Origin of the sequence: Planococcus notacanthi, assembly GCF_030407825.1 — a bacterium.
GTDB lineage: Bacteria > Bacillota > Bacilli > Bacillales_A > Planococcaceae > Planococcus > Planococcus notacanthi.
In genome coordinates this window covers 691,659-706,140 of sequence record NZ_JASDCQ010000001.1, presented here as the reverse complement: position 1 = coordinate 706,140, position 14,482 = coordinate 691,659, and the positions used below count along the sequence as shown (strand labels likewise).

General features: G+C 46.3%; 13 protein-coding genes. 2 read left to right on the top strand and 11 right to left on the bottom strand.

Translation table 11 applies throughout. From position 1 onward, the window contains the following. Both QMA01_RS03325 and QMA01_RS03320 read right to left on the bottom strand, forming a co-directional pair. A complete protein-coding gene (locus QMA01_RS03325; protein ID WP_290214273.1) occupies positions 1–2,271 on the bottom strand; it encodes a DEAD/DEAH box helicase in 2,271 nt (756 codons plus the stop codon). Beyond that, positions 2,264–2,632, bottom strand: coding sequence for a YppE family protein (locus tag QMA01_RS03320; protein WP_290214272.1), 369 nt, complete (start codon positions 2,630–2,632; stop codon positions 2,264–2,266). Before QMA01_RS03320 ends, QMA01_RS03325 begins: the two co-directional genes overlap by 8 nt. Before the next feature lie 188 nt (positions 2,633–2,820). On the opposite strand from QMA01_RS03320, the gene recU reads away from it, so the two are divergent. Both recU and QMA01_RS03310 read left to right on the top strand, forming a co-directional pair. Continuing rightward, complete coding sequence (gene recU, locus QMA01_RS03315; protein ID WP_191714266.1) at positions 2,821–3,432, top strand: Holliday junction resolvase RecU; 612 nt, start codon at positions 2,821–2,823, stop codon at positions 3,430–3,432. A 34-nt stretch (positions 3,433–3,466) separates the two neighbouring features. Beyond that, positions 3,467–6,196, top strand: a complete 2,730-nt coding sequence (locus tag QMA01_RS03310; protein WP_290214271.1) for a penicillin-binding protein 1A — start codon at positions 3,467–3,469, stop codon at positions 6,194–6,196. Between the two features lie 46 nt (positions 6,197–6,242). Here the strand turns inward: QMA01_RS03310 and QMA01_RS03305 are convergent, their stop codons facing one another. The 9 genes from QMA01_RS03305 to panD all read right to left on the bottom strand — a co-directional run bounded on the left by QMA01_RS03305 (position 6,243) and on the right by panD (position 14,482). Then, complete coding sequence (locus QMA01_RS03305) at positions 6,243–6,581, bottom strand: YpoC family protein (RefSeq protein ID WP_290214270.1); 339 nt, start codon at positions 6,579–6,581, stop codon at positions 6,243–6,245. Beyond that, a complete protein-coding gene (nth, locus tag QMA01_RS03300) occupies positions 6,556–7,236 on the bottom strand; it encodes an endonuclease III (protein WP_191714263.1) in 681 nt (226 codons plus the stop codon). The genes QMA01_RS03305 and nth overlap by 26 nt, the downstream gene beginning before the upstream one ends. Positions 7,237–7,248: 12 nt before the next feature. Beyond that, positions 7,249–7,950 carry a DnaD domain-containing protein gene (locus QMA01_RS03295; protein ID WP_191714262.1) on the bottom strand — a complete coding sequence of 234 codons (702 nt, stop codon included), beginning with the start codon at positions 7,948–7,950 and terminating at the stop codon, positions 7,249–7,251. Positions 7,951–7,979: 29 nt separating this feature from the next. Next, the gene (asnS, locus tag QMA01_RS03290; RefSeq protein WP_191714261.1) at positions 7,980–9,275 is read right to left on the bottom strand and encodes an asparagine--tRNA ligase; all 1,296 of its coding nucleotides are present in this window, start codon (positions 9,273–9,275) and stop codon (positions 7,980–7,982) included. Positions 9,276–9,306: 31 nt separating this feature from the next. Then, positions 9,307–10,497, bottom strand: coding sequence for a pyridoxal phosphate-dependent aminotransferase (locus tag QMA01_RS03285; RefSeq protein ID WP_290214269.1), 1,191 nt, complete (start codon positions 10,495–10,497; stop codon positions 9,307–9,309). Between the two features lie 15 nt (positions 10,498–10,512). Next, complete coding sequence (locus QMA01_RS03280) at positions 10,513–10,989, bottom strand: cell wall elongation regulator TseB-like domain-containing protein (RefSeq protein WP_290214268.1); 477 nt, start codon at positions 10,987–10,989, stop codon at positions 10,513–10,515. Positions 10,990–10,997: 8 nt separating this feature from the next. Further along, the gene (locus QMA01_RS03275; RefSeq protein ID WP_191714259.1) at positions 10,998–11,168 is read right to left on the bottom strand and encodes a YpmA family protein; all 171 of its coding nucleotides are present in this window, start codon (positions 11,166–11,168) and stop codon (positions 10,998–11,000) included. 24 nt (positions 11,169–11,192) lie between these two features. Next, the gene (gene dinG / locus QMA01_RS03270) at positions 11,193–13,955 is read right to left on the bottom strand and encodes an ATP-dependent DNA helicase DinG (protein WP_290214267.1); all 2,763 of its coding nucleotides are present in this window, start codon (positions 13,953–13,955) and stop codon (positions 11,193–11,195) included. A gap of 143 nt (positions 13,956–14,098) precedes the next feature. Next, on the bottom strand, positions 14,099–14,482 hold the full coding sequence (gene panD / locus QMA01_RS03265; protein ID WP_290214266.1) for an aspartate 1-decarboxylase: 384 nt from the start codon (positions 14,480–14,482) through the stop codon (positions 14,099–14,101).

The window sequence follows — 14,482 nt, the reverse complement described above, 5'->3', positions numbered from 1 at the left end:
TCACCCCTCTTTACGGAGATCATCCAACAAGCGGATGACATGGCCTTTCATGCTGATGGCAGCATCCTGTGCACCAATGCATGACGGACATCCATCGAGGCATGGGCATTCTGAAACATGCTGCTGTGCCTTATCCAGCAAAGGCATCCACAAATCGTAGATCCGTTCACTGATGCCGATGCCACCCGGATAGGAATCATGGATGAAAAAGGATGGCATATCATTATGCGGCGACTTCACTTGCGGCACAACATGGACATCCCGGCGGTCGCATTGGACAAATACCGGAATGAACGACTCGATGGCATAGGCCGCTCCGGTCATCGTATCCGACAATTCCGATTCCGAGAAGTCCTCCGGCTTGGTGAAGCTCAGCCACGTCGACGAAGTATGCAGCTCTTCCGCCGGAAGCGAAATCGGTCCGGAACCGATATTGTCATGCGAATCAAAACGGATTTTCTTGAAAATTGTTGGCATTGCCAGAACAGCGATGTCTCCATAGAATACTTCCGATTTGTTCATTTTCTTGTCTTTGTCTTCACTCATCACCTTGAGCTCTACGGCCAAATTGGCATCGGTGAAATAATCGACATCGACTTCACGGACATAGGCTTTCTTTTCTTCCCAATCCAAAATTTCCACTTGGAATTGTGTACCTTGGTGCAGGTAGATGGCTTCTTCATGTAAAAGTGTCATGGCACTGAAACGGTCCATCTCGCCTATCACCCGTGTATCGGCAGGGACAGACTGGTCGATGATGACGACATTTTCCTGCGAAGCGGAGCGAAGGGAAATATCATGTGCCGGGAAACGGTCGCTCATCCAATGCCAGCGGTCCGAAGTCCGGACTAGCACGCCTTCTTCCTGCAGGTACTCAAGCAACTCCTGCACTTCGAATTCTCCGTACTGATCATCGATGCGGAACGGCAATTCAAAAGAAGCGCATTTCAAATGGTCCATCAGGATGATGATGTTTTCCGGATGGATGCGCGCTTCTTCCGGAGATTGGTCCAGTAAATATTCAGGATGGTTAATGATGTATTGGTCCAGTGCAGTTGATTGTGCCACGTAAATGACCAGGGATTCATCCTGACGGCGCCCCGCGCGCCCTGCCTGCTGCCAGGCACTGGCGATGTTGCCGGGATAACCTGTCATGATGCACGCCTGCAGCTGGCCGATGTCGACCCCGAGCTCCAAGGCATTGGTGGATACGACGCATTGAATCGAACCGTCGCGAAGCCCTTTTTCGATGGCGCGCCGCTCTGTCGGCAAATAACCCCCGCGGTATCCTTTGATCGAGTCGTCCTGCAGCTTCATTTTGGTGATGGCTTGCAGATACGTCACCAGCATTTCAACGCGTACGCGGCTCTTGGCAAAAACGATCGTCTGAATGCCATTTTTGATCAGATGAGTGGCGAGATCCCGCACCTCCAGAATCGCGCTTCTGCGTACGCCGAATGTCGGATGAATGATCGGCGGATTGTAGAAAACGATATGCTTTTTGCCGGACGGCGCACCGTTCTGGTCAATCAGCTGATGCGTACTATTGGTCAGGTTTTCCGCTAGCTCTTTCGGGTTGGCGATGGTGGCTGATGTGCAAATAAAGACCGGGTTGCTTCCATAAAATTCACAGATCCGCTTTAATCTGCGGATAACATGCGCTACATGTGTCCCGAATATGCCTTTATACGTATGCAGTTCATCGATCACTATATAATGAAGGTTCTCGAAAAGAGATACCCATTTTGTATGATGCGGCAAGATTGCGGAATGCAGCATATCCGGGTTGGTCATGACGATTTGGCCCGCTTTGCGCACCTTGGTCCGGATTGCGGGTGAAGTATCTCCGTCATACGTATAGGATAAAATTTCTTCTTCCGTCTTTTCGATTAAATCATGCAAATCACTTTTCTGATCTTGAGCCAACGCTTTCGTCGGAAACAAATACAATGCACGCGCGCCCGGATCGTTCAGAATCTTATGCAATACAGGCAAATGGTAACAATAGGACTTGCCTGACGCTGTTGGAGTGACTGCAGTAAAAGATTTGCCGGCTGTAGCCAGATCGAACGCTTCGCGCTGGTGGGTATATAATTGTTCAATGCCTTTTTTGCGGAGTGCCGCTTTTAGGCTGTCATGCATCTCCGGTGGAAAATCAGCATATTGAGGCGGTTTTTCCTGTCTAGTATGCCAATGGACAATCCGTTCCATCATATCCGGTTCCGTTTTCCATTCGTTCATCAATTCAGGCAGTTTTTTTCGCTTAATCATTTTCAGCACTCTTTTCATCGATGGCCAAAATGAATGTCTGCAATGTATATTGAGCCGCTTGAATCGTTTGGATAAAGCGTTTCTTGCTCGTTTCCTTGTAAAAGCTTTGAACAAAAAACTGCGTCATGCCTTCTGCCGCAGTGTCGATTGTCGGCTTGTGTACATACTTCGGACGCTGCTGCTGGATATATAGCAGCGATTCTTTTTGCCATTCATTTATTTTTCCATGCCAGTAATCGGCATATGGTTTAACATCTTTATAAAAGTCAGGGACCGTGTCTTTTTCACGCATTTCATAAAAACGGTCCAGGCATTTTCCACATTCATCGTATAATGCGGAAGAGAGTTCTCTAACTGTCATTGTGCAACCCCTCCATTGCCATTAGTTTATCATATTCACTAATGTGACACGACTTTTATCGAACAGACATTCTTTCGGGTTGGAGCATCCGATGAAATCCGCTATTATTAGAACATAAAGTTGAAACCTTTCAGCATATCAGTCGTCTAAGAGCTTGTGATATGATAGAGTAAGCGAGGTGTATCATAATGGCAATAAATTATCCGAACGGGAAAAAATTCATTCCGTCAACTGCTCAACCTGCCAAAGAGCAAGCGGCCAAAAAAAAGAAGAAGGATTTTTCCTTCAGCAACCGCGGCAAAACTTTAGAGGATGAACTGAATGAAACCAATGATTATTACCTTCAATTGGGATTGGCGGTCATTCATAAGAAGCCGGTACCTCTGCAGATTGTTAAAGTAGAATACCCTTCCAGAAGCGCAGCTGTGATTCGGGAAGCCTATTTTCAAGCTCCTTCCACAACTGACTATAACGGTGTCTGGAATGGCCGTTATATTGACTTTGAAGCCAAAGAAACGGAAAACAAAACTTCATTTCCATTGAAGAACATTCACGACCACCAAATACATCATATGTCTCAAGTGGTCAAACAAAATGGAACGGCGTTCATGATCATCCGATTCTCTTCCTGGCAGCGCTATTTCATCATGCCTTTTGCAGAACTCGAAGTTTTTTGGAACCGGATGATAACAGGCGGAAGAAAATCGGTTACTTTGCAGGAAATTGAAGAAACTTCATTTGAAATTACACCTGGAGCATTCCCCCGCATCGACTATTTGCCTCTTCTGAATAAGCTTTAAGCACCATCATATATATGAAAGTGAGGAACCGATCTTGAGCGACAAACAAATTTCGCGTGAAGAACGCCGAAAAGCAATCGAACGCCAAAAGAAAGCAAACAACAAAAAGAAAAAGAAATCCCCAGTAGTTTTATGGATGAAACGGATCCTAATGGCGATCTTCGCCATCGGCATTGCGGGACTGGTATTCGGAGCATCCCTGTTTGCCTACTACGCAAGCAGCGCACCCGAGATTGATGAGGAACTTCTGCGCGACCCGATCAGCCCGACCTTCTATGCAGCTGATGGCGAAACGGAAATTCCGTATATTACCGCAGAGAATCGGGAATATGTTAACTACGAAGACATCCCGAAAGTAATGGAAGATGCCATTCTGGCAACAGAAGATAACCGTTTTTACAAACACTCCGGCATCGATGTCATCCGTTTAGGCGGAGCTGTCATCGCTAATATCACTGGTGGCTTCGGATCTCAAGGAGCCAGCACAATCACCCAGCAGGTCATTAAAAACTCGTTCCTGACCAATGATAAGACCTTAAAGCGAAAAGCACAGGAAGCTTATCTGGCCTTTAAGTTGGAGCAGGAATATGAAAAAGAAGAAATTTTCGAGATGTATTTCAATAAAATCCTGATGTCTGGAAACATTTACGGTTTCGGAACAGCTTCAGAATATTTCTATGGCAAACCATTGGGCGAATTGACGCTTGCTGAAGCTGCATTGCTTGCAGGAATGCCACAGAGCCCGAACGGCTATAACCCGTTCACAAATATAGAACGTGCTGAAGAACGCCGAAATGTCGTCTTAAGCCTGATGGATCAGCACGAAAAAATCAGTACAGAAGAAAAAGAACAAGCGCAGGCAGCACCTGTTGCCGATTCACTGGTTCCTGAAGGTGAGCGCCAGCCTCAAACGGCCAGCAGCGAACACACTGCATTCATGGAAATGGTAGAGGATGAACTTGAATCATTGGAAGGCGACTACTCGCTGGACGAAGGCCTCACCATCTACACGACATTGGAACCATATGTCCAAACTAAAGTAAACGAAGCGATGGCTTCTGATTTGTTCTTTGATGATAATGTCCAATCGGCTATGACCGTCGTAGACACGAAAACAGGCGGAATCAGTGCAGTCGGAGCGGCTCGTGAGTATACAGGTGATGTACGCCATAATTATGCAATTGACGGCAGTCGCCAAGTAGGATCAATTATCAAACCTATTCTGGATTATGGCCCAGCTATCGAATACTTGGACTGGTCTACTGGGCAAACCGTTGTGGATGAACCTTACTCCTATGATGACAATGGCCAGGAAGTCCGAAATGTAGATGGACGATTCCTTGGAAGCATGACGATCCGTGAAGCACTTTACCGTTCACGTAATATCCCGGCTGTTAAAACCCTGGCCGAAGTAGGCACTGAAAACGCCGGCGAATTCATGAAGAATGTTGGACTCGATATGGAGAATATCTATGAATCAACAGCTTTAGGATCAGCAGAGTTTTCGACAGTCGATATGGCGGGTGCTTTTGCAGCATTCGGGAATAAAGGAGAATTCATTAAACCGCACACCATCAAGAAAATTGTATTCCGTGATGGTTCGACCGAGCAAATCGTTGAACCAGAGCCGGTACAAGCCATGAAAGACAGTACTGCCTATATGGTGACGGACATTTTGAGAGATGTCATGGATCCCAACCGCGCCGGTGCTACCGGTAAAGAAGCGGCTATCAGCGGATTGGACCTGGCGGGAAAAACAGGTACCACCAACTATACAGCCAAAGAAATGCAAGATTATAATCTAGATTCCAGCTCAGCACCAGATGTCTGGTTTGCGGGTTATACGACGGACTATGCAGTTTCCGTCTGGAGCGGCTACCCTACTCGAAAAACACCAATTGACACAGCATCGGATGAACGTTTGCTAGCTCAGCGTTTATTCAAAAGTGTAATGTCTGAGATTTCTTCTCCTGAAACGGCCCGTTTTGAACAGCCGGATTCAGTTACCGAGAAAGTTGTCGAAGTAGGATCTGTTCCACTGAAACTGGCTAGTGCGTTTACACCCTACAGCATGAGAAGCACTGAGCTTTTCGCTCGCGGAACCGAACCGAATTCCGTATCTCAGCGCTACGTTGTAGAAGATTTGGCTACACCAAGCGGATTGCGCGCAAATGTCAGTGGAAGCTCAGCCCAATTGTCGTGGAATCATGGAGACGATGACGTATCCTTCGAAGTCTCCGTTGAAGTGGACGGATCACGCTCGGTCCTTACCACTTCATCAAGCAAGTCCTACACATTCAATGGACTTGAAGAAGGAAAAACTTACACATTCCGTGTCGTAGCAGTCAACAGTACACAACGCAGCGACCCTGCTTCAACAGTAGTGGAAGTTGCAGCTGCTCCTGAAGAACCGGAAGAAGAACCAGCCGAAGAGCCGGTTGAAGAAGAACCGGTCGAAGAAGAGCCGGTTGAAGAAGAGCCGGTTGAAGAAGAGCCAGTTGAAGAAGAACCAGCTGTAGAAGAGCCAGCCGAAGAAGAACCGGCTGAGGAAGAACCAGCTGTAGAAGAACCGGCTGTAGAAGAGCCAGCCGAAGAAGCACCGATTGAAGAGCCGACAGATCCAACTGAAGAAGAGGAAAGCGAAACGCCTTCTGTCAACAGCAGTGGAAATGGCAATGCCGAAAGCAACAATAACGGCAACGGCAACAATGGCAACGGAAATGCCGATAATGGCAATGGACAAGAAGACGAAAATAATAACTGACAACACAAAACCCCCGAATGCAGATGCATTCGGGGGTTTTGTGTTGTCATTCAAGTGAACGCTTCAATTCAATGCGTTTTCTGGCAACTGTTTTTTTCAATTCAGCGAACAGTTCCGCAAGCTGTCGATAGGCAGCATATGTACCCGGAGAACCTTCTATAAAGGACAGGCGCTCCGAACCATTCAACGGCTCAAAATCCGGCTCTCCAAGTGCTTCACGGCAATGGGACAACAATCGTTTATATAGCTCGATTCCAACTTCTAGAACCATTTTCGCGCGTTTCTCGCGCTGCCTATGCAAAACGGCCAGTTCCACTGAAATTCTGTCCCATTCCAGAAAATACGGATCGAGTTGTTCTTTAGTTAACTTCTGTAACGATTTCACGTTTGACAAGTCCTTTTTTCTCGCGTTTCTGCCCTTCACGGCAACGGTCAAACAGCGGACAGATGTGGCAGCCCGGGTTCTGTGATTTGCAATGGTAGCGGCCGAAAAAGATGATTTGGTGATGTGTCTTGGACCAATCGTCCGCTGGCGTCTTTTTCATGATCGTCTCTTCCACCTGCAGCGGATTGTCTTTCCAACGGTTCAATCCGAGGCGTTTGGCCACACGTTCCACATGGGTATCTACTGCTAAAGCCGGTATGCCAAAAGCCACGGAAACAACCACATTGGCTGTTTTGCGTCCAACTCCGGGAAGTGTCATCAAAAGATCGCGATCGGCAGGCACGATGCTGCCGTATTCATCGATCAGGATTCGGCTCAGCGCCTGAATATTTTTGGCTTTGTTCCGGAACAGGCCGATCGAACGGATATCCTGCTGCAATTCTTCTAAAGAAACCGATACATAATCTTCAGGCGTATGGTATTTCTGGAATAAGTCAGCCGTCACCCTGTTCACCAACTTATCAGTACATTGCGCAGACAGCAGGGTGGCAATCAGCAAATCGAACGGGTTCCGGTGAACCAACTCACAATGGGCATCCGGAAACATCCGATCCATTTCTTCGAGACAGGCAAGCCATTCTTTTTTGGACATCATCTACTTCACCTTCTAATTGCGGTCTTCCAGCCAATTGTAAAACTGAACTTTTTTCGCAACGTTTTCTGTCGGCTGAATCCGGATATTTTTCTCTCTGAAAGAGCTTGCGTGTTTGGTGACTTGCGTGGAAGTTTTGATGTTTTTCTTTTTCCATTCGAATAAAATCCGGTCTACATAACGGAGACTGATTTTTTGTGAAATGACCGCTTCTTTCAATGCCATCCGAATCACTTCCGGCGTATGGCCATCCTGGTCCATCCACATCGAGATGGTTTCGATTTCCATCGGAGAAAGAAAACGTCCGAATTCTTGTTCGAACAATTGGAATATCTCTCCTTCCAATTCCTTCTGGGTGTTTTCTTTCACTTCGTGTTGTTCTTTGAACACACAATCCAGCAGTCGGTCCCATAAAGGCTGCAAAGAAATGATTTCCGTCAGCACATCATTTTCTGTCGTTTGTTCAATTGCTAGATATCCTTGCTGCATCAACTTTTGCAACATCGTCGTTACGCTTTTTTGCGAAGTCATCATACGTGCTCCAATTTCATCAGGCGTTGGAAATTGGTTCCCAGTTTGTTGGAATGCCTGAATGTGTATGAGCAGCATAGCTTCTTCGTCTGTAATCTTCAGTTCTTTATAAAACTGAAAAAAAAGCTGGGAAATGTTAACATTCCCCTGCTCGATCCACGTTTGCAGCCGATTAGGTTGTTTCATATCCCAACCACCTTTCCATTTATTTATTTTTAAGGATACAATCTGTTCAATAGACGCGGGAATGGAATCGATTCTCTGACGTGTTCAACGCCGCTGATCCATGCAACCGTCCGTTCAAGGCCTAAGCCGAAACCAGAATGAGGCACAGCCCCGAATTTGCTCAAGTCCAAGTACCATGCATAAGCTTCTTCATCCAGTCCATGTTCCTGGATGCGTTGTTTCATTAAGTCGTAATCGTGGATACGTTCTGATCCTCCGATGATTTCGCCGTAGCCTTCAGGTGCGATCATATCTGCACACAAGACCACATCATCACGGTCCGGATGCGGCTGCATATAGAACGGCTTGATGCCAATCGGGTAATTGGTGATAAAAATCGGCATATCGTAGCTTTCTGCCAAAGCCGTTTCGTGTGGAGCCCCGAAATCTTCGCCCCATTTGATATCATCAAAGCCATTTTCGTTCAACCATTTGATGGCATCATCATAAGAAACGCGCGGGAATGGTGCTTTTATTTTTTCAAGTTTCGATACATCTCTTTCAAGACGTTCCAATTCCAATTTGCAGTTTTTCAAGACGGATTGGACGATGTGGGAGACGTATTGCTCCTGCACTTCCAGGCTTTCTTCGTGTTCCATAAATGCCATTTCAGGCTCGATCATCCAGAACTCGATCAAATGGCGGCGAGTTTTGGATTTCTCTGCGCGGAAAGTAGGTCCGAACGAGAATACTTTTCCAAGTGCCATTGCAGCGGCTTCCATGTAAAGCTGTCCTGACTGTGACAGGTAAGCATCTTCATCGAAATATTTCGTTGCGAACAACTCAGATGTCCCTTCTGGTGATGAACCCGTCAAAATCGGTGGATCTACTTTTACAAAGCCGTTTTCGTTGAAGAATTCATAAGTCGCACGAATGATTTCGTTGCGGATTTTCATGATGGCATGCTGTCTGCGCGAACGAAGCCATAAATGGCGGTTGTCCATCAGAAATTCCGTACCATGCTCTTTTGGTGTAATCGGGAAATCCTTTGCTTCATGAATCACTTCAATGCCTGTAACAGCAAGCTCATAGCCGAACGCAGAACGTTCGTCCTCTTTTACTTCCCCTGTTACATAAAGGGATGTTTCTTGCGTCAATCCCTTAGCTGTTGCGAATAATTCCTCTCCCACTTCAGCTTTTACGACAACACCTTGCACAAATCCAGAACCGTCACGCAGCTGCAAAAATGCAATTTTTCCGCTCGAACGCTTATTGGCGATCCAAGCCCCTAACTTAACTGTTTCCCCATTATATTTAGCCATTTCGGCAATAGTAATTTTTTTCATCCAGCGATAGCCTCCAAAGAATTAGGTTGTCTTAGTCTTTCCATTTTGATGTAACAAATTGATGGATCCGTTCCACGGCTTCCGTCAACGTTTCAAGCGAAGTCGCATAGGACAGACGAATTGTTGAATGTGCACCGAATCCAGAACCCGGAATCACCGCCACATTTGCTTCTGTCAATAAAGCCGCAACAAAATCATCAACCGATGTGAAGCCTGTTTTTTCTGCAGCTTCTGAAACATCCGGCAATAAGTAGAACGCGCCTTGAGGGCGAATCACTTGGAAGCCTGGAATTGCCTGCAGTTTCGGGAATATGGCTTCCAATCGGCTTTCAAATGCCTGGCGCATTTCCTCTACTGCATCCTGTGGCCCATTATAGGCTTCGATTGCCGCATATTGCGAAGTTGTTGTCGGATTGGATGTTGAATGGCTCGCCAAATCCGTCATCGCTTTGATCAGTTTGGCATCTCCGGCTGCATAACCGATGCGCCAACCTGTCATTGAATGCGATTTCGAAACGCCGTTGATCAGAATCGTGCGGTTCTTTGCGTCTTCTGAAAGAGTCGCGATGGACGTATGTCCAACGTCTCCGTAGATCAGCTTTTCATAGATTTCATCTGAAACGATGAGGATATCAAATTCACGGCAAACTTCCGCCAGTGCTTCCAACTCCTCCTTCGAATAAATCATCCCTGTCGGATTGCTAGGCGTGTTGATGATAACCGCTTTTGTCCGGTCAGTAATGGCTTCTCTTAATTGCTGAGGAGAAATTTTGTATTCCTGGCTGGCTGTCGCTTCTATGTATACCGGAACACCCTGCGCCAATTTCACCTGTTCAGGATAGCTGACCCAATAAGGAATCGGAATAATTACTTCGTCACCTTCATTCAACAGCACTTGAAATAATGTATAAAGTACATGCTTAGCACCGATTCCGACCATAACTTCTTTCGGCTGATAGCTCAGCTGCTGATCGCGCTGTAATTTATTGATGATGGCTTCTTTTAAAGCAGGCAATCCGCCTGCTGGCGTATACTTGGTCTTGCCGTCTTTCATTGACTGATAAGCAGCTTCCAAGATGTTCTCTGGCGTATTGTAATCCGGTTCCCCGGCACCGAGGCCGATGATATTGACTCCTTGTGCCTTAAGCTCATTTGCCTTTGCAGTGATTGCCAAGGTTGTTGAAGGTGTTAAAGTTTGTACACGATTCGCTAAGTTGATCAAATTTTTTCCGCCCTTTCACAAATTCAATATGCGTTTCCACCAGGTTCCATCGCCTGCTGATAAATAAACATAATTCAAGCTGTCTTTTTCATTGAGAAAAGCAATCTCCCAGACCGGTCCGTCTTTTTCCATCCCAAGTCTGGTATGCAGTATTTCTTTGACATCCATTTCAGCAAGAGCAATTTCTCTGGCTTGCTGCGCCGTTATCTTATCTTCCAACGGAATTGCCTGCAGCTTGCCTTCCCCTGTCGGAACAAAGACTGCAACGAGTTCACCCTTGCCGTTAGTGCCGAGCACCGTCACAGAAGCGGCCGTATTGGTATAGACATAGGCCCGTTCCACTTCTTCAATCAATTGCTCGCTCTTAGCGCGGTCAATTGCCAGCTCTTCGGTTTCGGAATAGGGTTTATTGCCAAGAAACAATATCAGGATGATGATGGCAACGGCCAAAAAAGACAGAAAACCGAGTATGAATGTGATCCATTGTTTCATTTCATCACCTATGTTTTATATATTGTAAAAATTGCTTTTTCAGAGTCTTCTTTGTCAAGCGCCAGGCCGAACATTAAATTCTTGTCTTTTAAAGTGCGGTTCAAGGCGTCCACCACTTTATATAAATCTGACTGATACGTAAGCTCTACTGTAGAGATCACTTCAATTTTGGATTCCATGCATGCGCCCTTCCTTTCGTTATATCACTGCTTATTATACCAAGCTTCAATATCCGTTACCATCTTTTCTAAAGACACTTTCGATACTTTGACTTTCGGCAAAGCACTTATGAATTCCCGTCCATAGGATTTCGTCTCGATCCGGCGATCCAGCACGATGAACAGGCCTTTGTCGTTTTTGGAACGGATCAGCCTGCCGAATCCTTGACGCAGGCGAAGCACCGCTTCAGGCAGTGCATATTGCAAAAATGGATTAACGCCTTCACGTGTAATAACTTCAGAACGCGCTTTGAAGATTGGTTCATCCGGCGAGGTGAAAGGCAAACGCACCACGACGACCGCACGAAGTGCATCCCCTGGTACATCGACCCCTTCCCAAAAACTGTTTGTGCCAAACAACACAGATTTCTGGAAGCGCTGGAACGATTTCAATAACTTCATACGGCTGCCGGATGAAATGCCTTGGGCAAACAGCATATAATCATCGAGCAAACCTGTGTCCTGAATCAAATCCACTGTTTTCCGGAGCATATCCTGTGACGTAAATAGCACAAAACAACGTCCTTCTGTCACAATCACCGTCTGAATGACGGCATCCGCTACGGATTCAATGTATTCATGCTGGGAAACTTGCTGGATATCCGGCATGTCTTCCACAATATATACATGCGCACCTTGATAAAAATCTTTTGGCGGTTCAAATTTCAGGATAGGCACATGCTGCGGAATGCCGATTTGGTTGACGATAAAACGTTCGTTGGCGGGTACAGTCATTGTGCCGGACAACCAAATGACCGCTTTATCTTGACGTGCATTAGCCACGACCTTATCCACTAATGAAGCCACTGCAAAGGGCCGTTTATAGAGCGATAAGCTGGTCGGCAGACTTCTCATATCCCCTTCAATCCAACTTACTTCGTCCGTCAGAGGGAATACGAAGATTTCACTGAATTCAACGGCTTTAACCATCATTTCTTCCGTCCAATAGCGCCAGTCGGCGATCGTCAGCTGGTCTTGAATGGTTTTTTCCGTCAGGCGCTCTGCTTTTTGCAGGATGAGCTGTGACAAATCGATCCATTCGTTCAAATAGCGCAGCAGTTCCAGGAAACGGCTGTCTTCAAGATACAGTTCGCTTAAAAGCGAGGCATTTTTCTTATGTCGGCTCGAGGCGAATTTAGCGGCGAACTCATCAGCCAATAAATTCGAAACCTCATCGAACAGCGTGGTGAATTTTAAAAACAGCGATTCCAGCTTGAGCAATTCCGGCACAGTCGAAAAGCCGGTCCGGTTGGCCGCATCGTATAAAGCACGGAATAATTGCTGATCATCAAAACTGCCGAGCTGGCCGAAAATGTATTTCCATTGGGTATAGACAAAGGTTTTCTCATGCTGGGAAACAGCTGCCTGGACAACCTGATGGGCTTCATCCCAGATATAGGCATCGACACTGGCCAGTATTGATTTTTTGCTCAAATGCTGATTGAGCAGAAACGCATGGTTGGTGACGATGACATGGGCATGCTTCGCCTGATTCAAGGCAAATTCGTAAAAGTCGGCTTTCTTTTCTTGCTTCGACAGTTTCCGTATATGGGAACGCCGTATTTTGTCGAGTACAAATTGTCCGCCGCTCGATGAATTGAGTTCGTTTAAGTCACCGGTTTCGGTGGCTGTCAGCCAGACCAGGACCTGCATGATGGTGAACGTCTCGTCATAGGATTCGTCATCTCCGTGCAGCAACTCGACAAAACGCCCCAAATCGATGTAATGCGATAACCCTTTGATCAACGAAATGCGCACAGGCGCTCCAATGAATTGCTCGACCATCCGGCCTTCTTTCAGGACCAGCTGATCCTGAAGGTGTGTCGTATAGGTGCTGATCATGACTTGCCTGCCTGTGTCCAGGGCATAGTTGACCGCGGGAAGCAAATAGGCAATCGTTTTCCCCATTCCCGTCGATGCTTCGATGACCAGCTCTTTTTTATGCATCAATGCATCTTCAATGGAAGCCATCATGCCATATTGGCTCGGCCGCTTCTCAAAATTCGGAAAGACTGTTTCAAGCCCCTCCCGCCAATCGCGCGGCAATGAACTTTGCTGTTCCGGATCAGCCGAAAATGATTTTCGGGGCTTCAGGGGAACTCCCTGAAAACGGTCGAACTCATCTCCCTGTGCATTTCTTTTTTTCTGCGTCAATTCAAAAAACAGACGGGACAGATCCGACTTCAATTGGAAAGAACGTTTGTGTAGAAATGCCAAAGTATCGTACGGCAAGGATTCCAAGTCATTTTTGGCACGCAAAAATAACAAGGCTGTCGCCATCGCATCATCATCTGCACGATGGGCACTTTCGAGCGGAATCCCCAGCTCTGAAGTGATGTCCTGCAACTTATAGCTGAATGCCGTCGGGTACATCAATCGCACTAATTCAACCGTATCCATCGTAATGCCATGCCATTTCGGCAAACCGCTGCGTTTTAGTTCGGCCTGCAGGAAAGGCAGATCAAAATTGGTGTTGTGTGCAACAAAAATCGCATCCTGCATTTTTTCGAAAACCGTTTCAGCATAAAACTCAAAAGCTTTAGCATCCTTCACATCTTCGTCAGTGATATTCGTCAGATCCTGTATAAATAATGGAATCGTGCGTCCCGGATGGATGAATTTTGTATATGTATCGGTAATTGCACCGTTTTCAATCGTTACCATTGCGAGTTGAATAATCCGGTCACCTTTTGCAGGGGAATGGCCCGTTGTTTCAATATCGACAACGACATACTTTTGCGTGTTCATCTTAGCCCCTCTTTCTTAGGTGTTAGCCTAAAAAAATTGTAACATATCCAGCGGCTTTCCGCTTTCAAGATGAAAATTCAATCTTCTTGCTTTACTTCAGGCAAAAGAAAAACAGCCCCGAATCATATCGGAGGCTGCACAATTTACAAGACGGTTGCTTCAGGTTCGTAATGGATGATTTCCTTGATTTGATTGTCGGCATCCATAATGGCAACAGTTGGTTTGTGGTCACGGGCATTTTCGTTCATGACATAGGCATAAGAAAGGATAATGACGATGTCCCCACGCTGCACCAGGCGCGCTGCCGCTCCATTCACACAAATCACGCCACTGCCGCGTTCTCCGGCAATGATGTACGTTTCAAAACGGGCGCCATTATTATTATTGACGATATGCACTTTTTCATTTGGCAGCATCCCCACAGCATCCAGCAAATCCTGATCGATGGTAATGCTTCCTACATAATTCAAGTCAGCTTCTGTCACCGTTGCACGGTGGATTTTTGAATTCAGCATCATTCTAAGCAT